This window comes from Rhizobium sp. BK289 (assembly GCF_014193575.1).
GTDB lineage: Bacteria > Pseudomonadota > Alphaproteobacteria > Rhizobiales > Rhizobiaceae > Rhizobium > Rhizobium tropici_C.
Genome location: NZ_JACHZO010000003.1, coordinates 395,736 through 408,198, shown reverse-complemented (window position 1 = coordinate 408,198; position 12,463 = coordinate 395,736). Strand labels below are relative to the sequence as shown.

The following is a 12,463-nucleotide window of genomic DNA, read 5'->3' as shown; positions in this document are numbered from 1 at the left end:
GCAGCATGTGATTGTTAGTTGGTGCGGCAGCGTTCACGCAGGGCGTGCGCACCATTATGTGTCCTGGCGGTTTTGCCGGGAGACACGGGCGGCAATCAAACTGCGATTCTACTCGAAAATTTAAAGTGCAAAATTGATCTGACGCAGCCCGAAGAGGTGATGAATTGCCCATCATTGCGCGCCGCCGGTTTTGGCCGGTCATGAGGTCTCATGTCGCGATCGCGTCTCTCTTTCTGGGTTTATGTACATTCATGCCGAGCTTTGCGGCCGAAACGATCGAGCGGCCATCGAAGTGGATCGGCCGCGTTGCCGCCAGCGATGCGGCTTTCGGCTGGCCCGGCAGCGGTTTCGCGCTGCGTTTCGAAGGTACGTCGCTCTCGGCCACCCTCGTCGATACCGGGAAAAATAGCCTTGAGGTCGAACTCGACGGCGTTCCCCAGCGCCTCGATCTGCAAGCGGGGCAGCACCGATACCAGCTTGCCGATGCCTTGCCGCAAGGCGCCCATGAGGTTCGCGTGACGCGCCGCACCGAGGGGTGGATCGGCGATACCATATTCGTTTCCGCCGAAACCGATGGGTCGTTCCTTCCCGCGGAAGCACCGGCCACAAAGCTGGTGGCAATCGGAGATTCCATTACTGCAGGCTATGGCCTCGAGGGTGTCGGTCCCGGCTGTAAATTCAGCCCCGGGACGGAAAATCAATACCTGACATATGCCGCGGTCGCGGCACGCAGCCTCGGGATGGACCTTACGACCCTCGCCGTTTCGGGAATCGGCCTTTCGCGTGCCGGCAAGAACGCGAAAACCATGCTTGATGTCATCGATAGCGTGACGCCCTTGAGAAAGGGCGCACCCGCTCTTCCTGACGAGCGCGTTTCCGCAGTGGTCGTCAATCTGGGGACGAACGATTTTTCGGACAACAGGAATCCCGGCGATTTCATCGAGGAATACGTCAAGCTCGTCTTCAAGCTCAGATCTCAGTATCCAAAGGCGTATCTCTACGCCGCGCTCGGTCCGATGATGTCCCAGAAGGACTTCGATGTGGCCGAGAAAGCAATCCAGGCCGCCGTCCAGGCGAGCGCCGCGAAAGGCGAGACCCGCCTGCGATATCTGAATTTACGCGTCAAACCGAAGGACTTCGGATGCGATTGGCATCCAAGCCGCAGCACCAATGCGGCAATGGCAACCTTGTTGGAACAAGCTATCAGAGCGGATTGGGGCCCCCATGATTAACGAACAGACGCTTTCCATTCAGCGGTCGAACTCGAGACAATTGGATTCCCTCCAGTTTCTCCGGTTCGTGGCCGCCTTTTCCGTCGTTCTCTTCCATTTCGGAAGCGGCCTTGCGATCGAATACCATCTCGATCGCAATTATTTCTTCATGGGCGCAACCGGCGTCGACGTTTTCTTCGTTCTTAGCGGCTTCATCATCAGCTACTCGTCCGACCCGGCGCGCGGACTCGTCTATTTCGCTCGCAAGCGGATTTCCAGGATCGTTCCGCTCTACTGGCTGCTGACATTCGTGGTCGTCCTGATTGCGCTTGTGAAACCCAGCCTGCTCAATTCGACGATCGTGACCGTGGAAACGATCGTCAAATCTCTTCTTTTCGTTCCCTATCAGAAAACCGGCGGTGCCGTGCAGCCGATCCTTTTCCTGGGCTGGACGCTTTGTTACGAGGTGTTCTTCTACATAATTTACGGCGCCTGCCTGATCTTTGGCGCCAGGGCAACCTGGTTCGCCTCCGCGGCCGTTCTCTTCCTGATCACGCTGCATGAGATTTGGCCGGAGGGATCCGTCGAATGGCGTTTCTATACAAATCCGATCTTGATCGAATTCGTTCTCGGCATGATGCTTCATAAGGCATATTCGGCATACAGTGCCTTCAGGAACGGATCGAATGTCGCCGCCGTCCTGCTCGTTCTTCTGGCCTGCGGGGCTCATTTCTTCATCGTGACATTCGCCGGCCCCAGTCTTTTCGCCTCAAGCCTGTTCGCCGTCCTGCTCGTCTCGGGCTTCCTGCTCATGCGGATGCCATCCGGGAAAATATGGGCCATTCTGGTTCTACTGGGAGATGCGTCCTACTCGCTTTACCTCATCCACCCCTACACGCTGCAGCTTCCGCTCAAGCTGCTGGGCAAGCACCTCTCCCTACCCTTCGTGACGGGCATATTGGCGGTGGTCACGCTTTGCACGATTGGGATCTCGGTGGTGCTTCTCAAATTCTTCGAGCGGCCGATGCAGGCTCTTCTGATGCGGCAGCCTAAACCCATCGAACAGACCGTCGCTCCGGCGGGGTGAAATCCAACGTCCTGCCGCGGGTTGGAAGCTGCGCCCGCCGGGCAGTTTGCGCTTGCATTTGTAGAAAACGCGTTGGTCCGGCTCAAGCCGCAGCCGTGCGCTTCTTCATCCGTTCGCTGATAATGATGATGAACCCCGCGCTCAGGATCAGGATGGCGCCGATGAAGGTGTTGGGGCCGGGGATATCGCCCCAGATCAGGTAGCCGAGCAGGAAGGCCCAGACGAGCGAGGTATATTCGAACGGCGCCAGCACTGAGACGGGGGCCTGGCGCATGCCTTCGAAGAGGGCGAGCTGGCCGGCGCCGGCGATGATGCCGGTGAGCGCGAGCAGGACGATCTGGAACGGCGTTGGCGTGTGCCAGTGGACGATCGCCATGCCGGCGGTCAGGATGATGAACAGGATATTGGAGACGGCCATCTGGATATGGCTCTTCTCGTGCAGCGCTGTTTTCCGCAGCAACACCATGCCGCTCGCCCAAAGGACGGCGGCCTGCAGTGCCAGATAGACCGGCCAGGAAATCGAAAGCCCCACGGGATTGGAGGCGATCACCACGCCGCAGAAACCGACGCCGACCGCCATCCAGCGGGCGACGGTGACCTTTTCGCGCAGCACGATGGTCGCGAGAATCGTGCCGACGATCGGGGCGGCGTAATAGAGCGTCGTCACTTCGGCGAGCTGCAGATAGGATGCCGCCGAATAATAGGAAATCCAGGCGATCAGGATGATGATGCTGCGCACGATCATCGGTTTGATGATCGGCGAGCGCGCCACTTTATGGACAAGCGACGGACCTTCGAAGACGAAGCAGCCGGCAAGGATGGTGCAGCTTCGGATGAACAGGACCTGCCAGACGGGAATGGAGGCGACGAGCAGCTTCACCGCCGAATCGTGGGCGGTGAACAGCATGTAGGCAAACACCGTAAGCAGGATGCCATAGCTGATGGAATTTTTCACGGGGATGCACCAGAGGATGACCCGAGTTGGGGCCGATCGAAGAATCTTCAGGCCTCAACCGATAGGAGCCTACTTTTTCGGCGTCAATAGGGCTTTTCGCCAGGGACATAGGGTCACGAATTATTTATTCGGAGTTGTGATGTCTTTGCCTCCGCTTTAACAGACGGAGACGAAATGTGACTGTTTAGGCTGTTTTCGATCGTTGCGATTTCAATCGATTTAAATAGACTGCGGCCACCGATTTGGAGGAATTTTCATGGACGACATGACCAGGAGGGAGGGTTTTGAGGCAAAAAGGAGCGGATTCTTCACAAAGCCGCGCGCAGCCGTCTCGTTGATGTTCCTGCTGAACGGCTTCATGGTTGGCTGCTGGGCGCCGAAAATTCCCGAATTTGCCGAGCGGCTGCAACTGACGAAATTCGAGCTCGGTCTGATGATCCTCGTCTTCGGTGTCGGCTCGCTCGTCATGATGCCGCTTGCCGGCGCGCAGATCGCCGTGCGCGGCTCGCGCATCGTCGTGCGTGCCGTCGCGGTGTTGCTGCTGCCGATGATCCTGGCGCTGACGCTAGCGCCGAATGTCTGGACCGCGGCGATTGCTCTCTTCCTCTTCGGCGGCTTCATTGGCGCCATGGACGTGGCGATGAACGCCAATGCCGTCTCGGTCGAAAAGTCTATGCGCCGGGCGATCATGTCCTCGTGCCATGCTTTCTGGAGTCTGGGCGGCTTGATCGGCTCAGCCATCGGCGGCCTGCTGATCTCGCGCCTGGGCGTTCTCGGCCATGCCGAGGCCTCGACCGCTATCGCCGTTCTTTTCCTCGTCGTGGCCTGGCCGATGGTCCTCAGTGACCAGCCGCATCCCGACGAGGCCAAGCCAAAGGCAAAGCTGCCGATGATTCCGCTGCCCTGGCTGCTCGGCGTCGTCGCGCTGTTCTGCATGGTGCCGGAAGGCGCCGTGCTCGATTGGAGCGCGCTCTATCTCAGCCAGGAAAAGGGGGCGTCGGTGGCGCTCACCGGTTTCGGCTTCGCCGCTTTCTCGGCCACCATGGCGACCATGCGCTTTGCCGGCGATTTCGTCCGTGACTGGCTGGGGTCGGTGCGCACGTTGCGCGTCTGCACGGTCTTTGCCATCGTCGGCATGCTGATGGCAGCACTGGCGCCAAACGCGGAGATCGCGATCCTCGGCTTTGCGCTCTGCGGCATCGGCATTTCCAACATGGTGCCGATCGCCTTTTCCGCCGCCGGCAATATTCCGGGGCTGCAGCCCGGCATCGGCATCTCGGTCGTGACCACGCTCGGCTACTCCGGCATGCTGGTCGCGCCGTCGGCCATCGGCTTTGCCGCCGAACATGTCGGCTTCTCGCCGGTGCTGATGGCGCTGCCGGTGCTGCTGCTCGTCGTATTGGCCTTGTCATCGCTCGCGCGCTACGCCGATGGCATCGGCGAGAGCAAGCATTAATTTTGTCGCTTTTGTCCGGTAGCGGGTGGGCTCCATTCGGTCAAAAGAGATTGTCGTAGCGGTTGACAACGACCGCTCCGTGATCCACGTGAAAGACACCCAATTTCGAGGCCTGCGAGAGCTTTCCATGTCGTCCGCCACCGATTTCGATCCGAAACCGCGCCGTTCCTCCGTTGCCGTCGATGTCGGCGGCGTGATCGTCGGCGGCGGTGCCCCCGTCGTCGTACAGTCCATGACCAATACCGATACGGCCGATATCGACTCGACCGTCGCCCAGGTCGCCGCCCTCTACAAAGCCGGCTCGGAGCTCGTGCGCATCACCGTCGATCGCGATGAAAGTGCCGCCGCCGTGCCGAAGATCCGCGAGCGGCTGCTGCGCCTCGGCATGGACGTGCCGCTGATCGGCGATTTCCATTATATCGGCCATAAGCTGCTCGCCGATCATCCGGCTTGCGCTGAGGCGCTGGCGAAATACCGCATCAATCCCGGCAATGTCGGCTTCAAGGACAAGAAGGACAAGCAGTTCGCCGAAATCATCGAGATGGCGATCCGCTACGACAAGCCGGTGCGCATCGGCGTCAATTGGGGCTCGCTCGATCAGGATCTGCTGACCGCGCTGATGGATAAGAATGCCGCCGAAGGCTCGCCGCTATCGGCCCGGCAGGTGACGCGCGAGACGATCGTGCAATCTGCGCTGATCTCGGCCAGCCTCGCGGAAGACATTGGCCTACCGCGCAATCGCATCATCCTGTCGGCCAAGGTCAGCCAGGTGCAGGATCTGATTGCCGTCTACTCCATGCTGTCGGAGCGTTCCGACCATGCCCTGCATTTGGGTCTCACCGAAGCCGGCATGGGCTCAAAGGGCATCGTCGCTTCGTCCGCCGCCATGGGCTATGTGCTGCAGCACGGCATCGGCGATACGATCCGCGTTTCGCTGACGCCGGAGCCGAATGGCGACCGCAGCCGCGAGGTGCAGGTGGCGCAGGAACTGCTGCAGGTCATGGGCTTCCGCCAGTTCATCCCGGTTGTCGCGGCATGCCCCGGCTGCGGCCGCACGACCTCGACGGTCTTCCAGGAACTGGCGCAGAACATCCAGAACGACATCCGCAAGAACATGCCGGTCTGGCGCGAGAAATATCCGGGCGTCGAGGCGCTGAACGTCGCCGTCATGGGCTGCATCGTCAATGGTCCGGGCGAAAGCAAGCACGCCGATATCGGCATTTCGCTGCCCGGTACCGGCGAGACGCCGGCCGCCCCCGTTTTCATCGACGGCCAAAAGGCCATGACGCTGCGCGGCCCGAACATCGCTTCCGATTTCGAGGCGCTGGTGACCGATTATATCGAAAAGCGATTCGGCCAGAAAAACGTCGCGGCAGAGTAATCCGCCGCTTAAAGCCGAGGCTGGATCAGATATTGCTCGTCAGCAGCTTGATGCCGGCGAAGCAATAGAAGCCAGCCATGGCGCCCTCGATCCAGCGGCGCGCATTGCGATAGATTTTCAGCGCATGCGGCGTCGAAAACAGGATCGCGTAGCCCATGAACACCACGAAACCGGTCACGCCGCAGACGGCGATGATCAGCATCGCGACCGAGCCCGGCGCACCCTGCGGCATGCCGAGCGCGATGATGGCAAGCCAGGCGAAGATGGCCTTCGGGTTGGTGACGTGAATGCCGTAGCCGCGCAGGATCAGCGACTTGAAGCCTGGCGTTTTCGGCCCCTCAGCGGCGGTCGGCAGCTCGCCGCTGCTACGGACGGCGCGGAATGCCTTATAGGCGAGGTAGAGCAGATAGAGGCCGCCGAAGATCTTCAGGATCTCCAGCGTCATCGCATAGGTCTGCAGCAGCGTGGCAAGACCCGCGGCCGCAGCCGTTGCCCAAGTCAGCGACCCGCCGAAGATACCGAGCGCCAGGGTCATGCCGGCCTTGCGGCCATGGGTCATCGAGGTGCCGATGATGGCCATGATGGCGGGGCCGGGGCTGATAACCGCAACGATGTAAGCGATATAGGCCGGCAGGATATGCGGCAGATAGGAAAGCGTTTCGTGCATGGAGATCATTCCCGAAGGGATTGGCGCGGCCGCGAAGATTTCCGCGTCTACAGGCCAATACGGCATGGAAATGTGGCACAGAATGCGGCGGAAATCACCCGGCGACGCCATGGATTCTTGTGATGGTGACATTCCCGAGCTGAATGGGTAGCCGTACCGGTATGGATGGATGGTAGCTGCCCATCCGGCCGGAAGGTCAGTGGTTCTGCCATCAGGCAACGCCGTGTGGAAGTCTTCGGGATCAGCTCTTGCGGTTCGCGATGAAGCGGGCGGTTTCCATCAGGACATCCGCCTTGTCGCCATAGCCGGACAGCAGGTCGGCCGCTTCCTTCACCAGCCTTGCGAGCGTCACTTCCGCCCATTCCTGGCCGTGGAGAGCCACCAGCGTGCCTTTGCCACGGGCGGCATCCTTGCCGGTTGCCTTGCCCATGGTGGCGGTGTCCGCTGTCAGGTCGAGCAGATCGTCGGCGAGCTGGAAGGCAAGGCCGATCTTTTCACCGAAGGTCCGGAGTCGTTTGCGGTCTCCGACGGGGGCGCCTGAAATGATGGCGCCGGCCTCGCAGGCAAAGCGGATCAGCGCGCCCGTCTTCATCGCCTGCAGCGTGGTGATGCCGCCTTCGTCCGGCGCCTCCTTCTCCGCGGCGAGATCGAGCGCCTGGCCACCGGCCATGCCGCCGATGCCGGCTGCGCGCGACAGTGCCAGCACAAGCGCTACTTTCCGGTCCGCCGGTAGCTCCGTTTCGGGTGCCGCGATGATATCGAAGGCATAGGTCAGCAGGCTGTCGCCCGCCAGGATCGCCGTCGCGTAGTCGAAGGCGATATGCACCGTCGGCTGGCCGCGGCGCAGGTCGTCATCGTCCATGGCGGGAAGATCGTCATGGACAAGGGAATAGCAGTGCACGCATTCGAGTGCCGCGCCGATCCTGAGTGCCGCCTTGGCATCGCCGCCGAGAAGGGCCGCGGATTCCATGACGAGAAAGGGCCGTAGCCGCTTGCCGCCGTTCAGCACGCCGTGACGCATCGCGCTTAGGAGCCGGGCAGGGCGGACGATCTCGTCACTGAGGCTGGCGTCGGCCAGAAGCCCGTTTAACATGGCTTCGATCTTGCCGGCATTGTCCTTGAGACGGTGCTCGAATGAGGAATGGGTGCTGTCCATGGCCGCTGTTTGGCATGAGAGGCGGTTGCTGGCAACGAGAATTGTCAACAGCCGGATGGGGAATTGCGTCACACTCTGGTCATCGCTTTGCGTAGACGGTATGACGAGTGCAGCATCAGAGCGTTTCCCGGATACATTAAGGGATGTACCGGGATGGAGCGGCCGTGGACGTCAGACATTTGGACATATCGACGGACAATGAGGGGGAGGAAGCCGAGGTGCCGCGACGCTCCTCCCTGTTGGCACGCTTCAGAGACCGTCCATTATGGCAGCGCATCGTCCTCGTCCTGATCGTCCTCTTGCTGCTGCCCTATTTCTTCATCGTCGTCTATGTGCTGCCGTTCATCCACCCTGTTTCTACCCTGATGATCGGCGATGCCGTTACCCTTCAGGGCTACGACCGCCGCTGGGTGCCGCTGGATAAAATCGCGCCGGTGCTGGTGAAATCCGTCATGGTCTCCGAGGACGGACAATTCTGTTATCATGGCGGTGTCGATTGGGGCGAGATGCGGGTGCTCGTCCAGGAAACGCTGCGCGGCAAGTCCACGCGCGGCGGCAGCACGATCCCGATGCAGACGGTGAAGAACCTGTTTTTATGGAACAGCCGCTCCTTCGTCCGCAAGACGCTGGAATTGCCTTTGGCGGTCTCCGCCTCGACTGTGTGGTCGAAACGCCGGATGATGGAAATCTATCTGAATGTTGCGGAATGGGGGCCGGGCATTTACGGCATCGAAGCTGCGGCGCGCTACCATTTCAAAGTCCCGGCCTCCAAGCTCACGGCGCGTCAGGCGGCCCTTCTCGCCGTCTCGCTTCCCAATCCGATCGATCGGGTGGCGAGCAAGCCGGGGCGGGGGCTTGGCCAGCTTGCCTCGCTGATCCAGCGCCGCGCGCGCAATGCCGACGCATATATCAAATGCCTTTATGACTGATATCAGAACTTGTCGTTCGATCGGCTTGTCTTCATCTGGCATCCTTCGCTGTGACCTACGGGCGGATGACCTGCCAATGACGATCGGACCGCCGCCCTCTGGCGCGTTCGAGGACACGAACCATTCGAGGAACTCTTCCCCTTCGAGTTCCGACGCTAAAAAGGGAATAAGATCGTGAGCAAGCTGACCCTCTACATCGGCAACAAGAATTATTCCTCCTGGTCGTTCCGGCCGTGGATCGCGCTCGAAGGCTGCGGCATCGCTTTCGAGGAGGTGCTGATCCCGTTCGATTTTCCGGCGGGCAATCCGAACATTCGCGAGGTCTCGCCGACGGGCAAGGTGCCGATGCTGGTGCATGACGGCTTCAAGGTGTGGGAGTCGCTTGCCATCATCGAATACGTGGCCGAGCTTTTCCCCGATGCCGGTCTTCTTCCTAAGGACCGGCAGGCCCGCGCGCTGGCGCGATCCTATAGCATGGAGATGCTTTCGGGCTTCGGCGCCTTGCGCAATGCCTGCCCGATGGACATGCGTCGCCCGGTGAGCCGCCTCGACCTGCCGGAAGGGGTGACGGAAGACGTGGCGCGCATCGAAACCATCTGGCGCGAGGCGCGTTCCCGCTCCGGCGGTCCCTTCCTGTTCGGGACATTCTCCGGAGCCGATGCCATGTTCGCTCCGGTCGTCAGCCGCCTGGAACGGTACGACATTGCCGTCTCCGCCGATACGAGGAACTATATGGCCGTCATGAAAGCCCTGCCTGCCTGGAAGAAATGGGAGGAAGCGGCGCTGAAGGAAACGTGGATCGTGCCGGAGGACGAGGCTTGACCGCCTGATTTGGCAGCGATATCTCCGAATCAAGCGCTGCGGGCAAAAAATGCTCGAAGGGACTGGTCAAAGCCCGACAAGCCATGTATAAGCCCGCCCAAATTCCGAAATTGATGCATGTCTGTTTCGGCCGCCTTGCTGGCCGTGGATATGTTTCGTCCGTACATGGAGTAACGAGAATGGCTGTACCGAAGAGAAAAACGAGCCCGTCCAAGCGCGGTATGCGCCGCTCGGCTGACGCCCTGAAGGCTCCGACCTATGTCGAAGACAAGAACTCCGGCGAACTGCGTCGCCCGCATCACATCGACCTGAAGACCGGCATGTATCGCGGTCGCCAGGTTCTGACGCCGAAGGAAAGCGCATAATTCAAGCGCTGCCTTGGTGGCATGAATTAAAGGCTGGCGTTTCGCCGGCCTTTTTCTGTCTGTGATTGGGCGTGCTGATCGGACGAAGCGGCTGCTCTTATGCCGAAGCTCTGACACCCCCTCTGTCACTTCGTGACATCTCCCCCACAAGGGGGAGATTGTTGGGAGTATGTCGCTCCGCTCTGGCAAGCAAACTGATTTAGTTTCTGCAGATGCCATTGTAGCTTGAGGCGAGAAAGTGCCGCAACTTACCGATCTCCCCCTTGTGGGGGAGATGTCACGTCAGTGACAGAGGGGAGTGAAAACCCTCGTCGGATTCATCAGTGCATTGCCTGGTATCAAAGGCTATCCAGCTTGCTCTGCATGGCGCGAAGCTGCTCCTTCAGCTCGTCGATATCCTTGGCTTCGGCCTTGCGGCTTTCCTTGGCCGGCGGCTTCATGAAGGGGGAGAACATCTGCATGGCCTGCTGGAACATTTCAGTGTTGCGGCGGACCTGCTCCTCGACCATCTGCATGGGCAGCTGAAGATTCTTGCCGAGCGGCGTTTCGCCGAAGGCGCGATTGATCTGTTCGCGCATCTGGGTCTGCTGCTCCGTGAAGGCGCGCATGGAATGCTCGAGGAAGCTCGGGACGACCATCTGCATCTGGTCGCCGTAATAGCCGATAAGCTGCCGGAGGAAGGAAATCGGCAGCAGCGTGTTGCCGGTCTTTGATTCCTGCTCGAAAATGATCTGCGTCAGGACCGAATGCGTAATGTCTTCGCCGCTCTTGGCATCCTGGACAGTGAATTCCTCGCCTTTCTTCACCATCTCCGCCAGGTCGTCCAGCGTCACGTAGGTGCTGGTGCCGGTATTGTATAGGCGGCGATTCGCATATTTCTTGATTACGATCTGGCCCTCATTCTTTGCCATTATCAGTTCTCCTGGCCCCGTCTGATTGTATGGAATACTCCTCCACCCCTGAGTGTAGACGCAAAAGAAGCTTGGTGACAATCGCTTTGTGCGATGCGGCAAGCCCAATCCTTTGATTGGATTTCTCGCGGGCAATGACGGCTTCATGAAATCTGCACGCGGGAAATTCTTGCAATTTGACTCCGGCGCAAAGCTTTGACAGTTTCGCCTCATATACGCGTTCATTTTCCGAGGAGGCTTCCATGAGCAGTTCATCCATCGTCGTCGCCAGCGCGGCCCGCACTGCCGTCGGCTCATTCAACGGTGCTTTTGCGAGCGTTCCGGCTCATGAGCTTGGCGCCACCGCCATCAAAGGCGCGCTGGAGCGTGCCGGCGTCGATGCCAAGGAAGTCGATGAAGTGATCCTCGGCCAGGTGCTTCAGGCCGGCGAAGGGCAGAACCCGGCCCGTCAGGCCGCGATGAAGGCCGGCATTCCGCAGGAAGCGACCGCCTGGGGCGTCAACCAGCTTTGCGGCTCCGGCCTGCGCGCCGTGGCTCTCGGCATGCAGCAGATCGCGACCGGCGATGCGAAGATCATCGTCGCCGGCGGCCAGGAATCTATGTCGATGGCGCCGCATGCGGCAAACCTTCGTGCCGGCACCAAGATGGGCGACATGAAGATGATCGACACCATGATCAAGGATGGCCTGACGGATGCCTTCTACGGCTATCACATGGGCATCACGGCCGAAAATATCGCGCGGCAGTGGCAGCTTTCCCGCGAGGAACAGGATCAGTTCGCCGTTTCCTCCCAGAACAAGGCCGAAGCCGCGCAGAAGGCCGGCCGGTTCAAGGACGAGATCGTTCCCTTCACCATCCAGACGCGCAAAGGCGATGTAACCGTCGATGCCGACGAATATATCCGCCACGGCGTGACGCTCGACGGCATGGTGAAGTTGCGCCCGGCCTTCGACAAGGAAGGAACGGTCACGGCTGGCAACGCTTCTGGCCTCAATGACGGTGCGGCTGCCGCCGTGCTGATGACGGAGGCGGAAGCCTCGCGCCGCGGCATTCAGCCGCTTGCCCGCATCGTTTCCTGGGCAACAGCCGGCGTCGATCCGCAGATCATGGGCACCGGGCCGATCCCGGCCTCGCGCAGGGCATTGGAAAAGGCCGGATGGTCCGTTGCCGATCTCGATCTCGTCGAAGCCAACGAAGCTTTTGCCGCCCAGGCTTGCGCCGTGAACAAGGATCTCGGCTGGGATACGTCGATCGTCAACGTCAACGGCGGCGCGATCGCCATCGGGCACCCGATCGGCGCTTCGGGCGCCCGCGTCCTCAATACGCTGCTGTTCGAAATGAAGCGCCGCGGCGCCCGCAAGGGGCTTGCCACGCTGTGCATCGGTGGCGGCATGGGTGTCGCCATGTGCTTCGAGGCGCTCTAGAAGCAAAGAAATAGAGCATGATGTTGTCCGAAAACCGCTCATACTTTTCGGCATCATGCTCGGGGGCGTTTTGAAAGGAATTTTCCAGAAGAAGTGGTG

Annotated in this window: 13 protein-coding genes; 8 read left to right on the top strand and 5 right to left on the bottom strand. The window is 60.3% G+C overall.

The genetic code is table 11. The annotated features are described in order from the left end of the window. The first annotated feature begins 251 nt into the window (after positions 1 to 251). Together FHT84_RS08125 and FHT84_RS08120 are read left to right on the top strand one after the other, a co-directional pair. Positions 252 to 1,232: an SGNH/GDSL hydrolase family protein gene (locus FHT84_RS08125; RefSeq protein ID WP_183761590.1), complete on the top strand. Its 981-nt coding sequence runs from the start codon at positions 252 to 254 to the stop codon at positions 1,230 to 1,232. Next, positions 1,225 to 2,298: an acyltransferase gene (locus FHT84_RS08120; RefSeq protein ID WP_162736946.1), complete on the top strand. Its 1,074-nt coding sequence runs from the start codon at positions 1,225 to 1,227 to the stop codon at positions 2,296 to 2,298. The genes FHT84_RS08125 and FHT84_RS08120 overlap by 8 nt, the downstream gene beginning before the upstream one ends. A gap of 82 nt (positions 2,299 to 2,380) precedes the next feature. On the opposite strand, the gene FHT84_RS08115 is transcribed toward FHT84_RS08120, so the two are convergent. Next, a complete protein-coding gene (locus FHT84_RS08115; protein WP_113249603.1) occupies positions 2,381 to 3,253 on the bottom strand; it encodes a DMT family transporter in 873 nt (290 codons plus the stop codon). A gap of 256 nt (positions 3,254 to 3,509) precedes the next feature. Here FHT84_RS08115 and FHT84_RS08110 point away from each other — a divergent pair, with 256 nt between their 5' ends. Next, complete coding sequence (locus FHT84_RS08110) at positions 3,510 to 4,709, top strand: MFS transporter (RefSeq protein WP_183761587.1); 1,200 nt, start codon at positions 3,510 to 3,512, stop codon at positions 4,707 to 4,709. A gap of 127 nt (positions 4,710 to 4,836) precedes the next feature. Further along, positions 4,837 to 6,090 (top strand): flavodoxin-dependent (E)-4-hydroxy-3-methylbut-2-enyl-diphosphate synthase, encoded by a 1,254-nt coding sequence (gene ispG, locus FHT84_RS08105; protein ID WP_183761584.1) that lies wholly within the window; start codon positions 4,837 to 4,839, stop codon positions 6,088 to 6,090. A gap of 25 nt (positions 6,091 to 6,115) precedes the next feature. Here ispG and FHT84_RS08100 read toward each other — a convergent pair whose 3' ends face one another. After that, positions 6,116 to 6,757 (bottom strand): LysE family translocator, encoded by a 642-nt coding sequence (locus FHT84_RS08100; RefSeq protein WP_113249607.1) that lies wholly within the window; start codon positions 6,755 to 6,757, stop codon positions 6,116 to 6,118. A 241-nt stretch (positions 6,758 to 6,998) separates the two neighbouring features. Beyond that, positions 6,999 to 7,913: a polyprenyl synthetase family protein gene (locus FHT84_RS08095; protein ID WP_113249608.1), complete on the bottom strand. Its 915-nt coding sequence runs from the start codon at positions 7,911 to 7,913 to the stop codon at positions 6,999 to 7,001. Positions 7,914 to 8,056: 143 nt separating this feature from the next. Between FHT84_RS08095 and mtgA the strand changes: the two genes are divergently transcribed. The 3 genes from mtgA (at position 8,057) to rpmF (ending at position 10,029) form a co-directional block, all read left to right on the top strand. Further along, positions 8,057 to 8,842: a monofunctional biosynthetic peptidoglycan transglycosylase gene (mtgA, locus tag FHT84_RS08090; RefSeq protein ID WP_246698483.1), complete on the top strand. Its 786-nt coding sequence runs from the start codon at positions 8,057 to 8,059 to the stop codon at positions 8,840 to 8,842. A 174-nt stretch (positions 8,843 to 9,016) separates the two neighbouring features. Then, entirely contained in the window at positions 9,017 to 9,664 is a 648-nt protein-coding gene (locus FHT84_RS08085) for a glutathione S-transferase family protein (RefSeq protein ID WP_113249609.1), read from the top strand. 179 nt (positions 9,665 to 9,843) lie between these two features. Beyond that, positions 9,844 to 10,029, top strand: coding sequence for a 50S ribosomal protein L32 (rpmF, locus tag FHT84_RS08080; protein WP_003543812.1), 186 nt, complete (start codon positions 9,844 to 9,846; stop codon positions 10,027 to 10,029). A 338-nt stretch (positions 10,030 to 10,367) separates the two neighbouring features. Here the strand turns inward: rpmF and phaR are convergent, their stop codons facing one another. Then, a complete protein-coding gene (gene phaR / locus FHT84_RS08075; RefSeq protein ID WP_112341594.1) occupies positions 10,368 to 10,940 on the bottom strand; it encodes a polyhydroxyalkanoate synthesis repressor PhaR in 573 nt (190 codons plus the stop codon). Next, a complete protein-coding gene (locus FHT84_RS08070) occupies positions 10,927 to 11,199 on the bottom strand; it encodes a hypothetical protein (protein WP_162736948.1) in 273 nt (90 codons plus the stop codon). The genes phaR and FHT84_RS08070 overlap by 14 nt, the downstream gene beginning before the upstream one ends. Between FHT84_RS08070 and FHT84_RS08065 the strand changes: the two genes are divergently transcribed. Further along, positions 11,183 to 12,364 carry an acetyl-CoA C-acetyltransferase gene (locus tag FHT84_RS08065; protein ID WP_113249611.1) on the top strand — a complete coding sequence of 394 codons (1,182 nt, stop codon included), beginning with the start codon at positions 11,183 to 11,185 and terminating at the stop codon, positions 12,362 to 12,364. The two genes, FHT84_RS08070 and FHT84_RS08065, sit on opposite strands and share 17 nt — an antisense overlap. Positions 12,365 to 12,463: the final 99 nt, after the last annotated feature.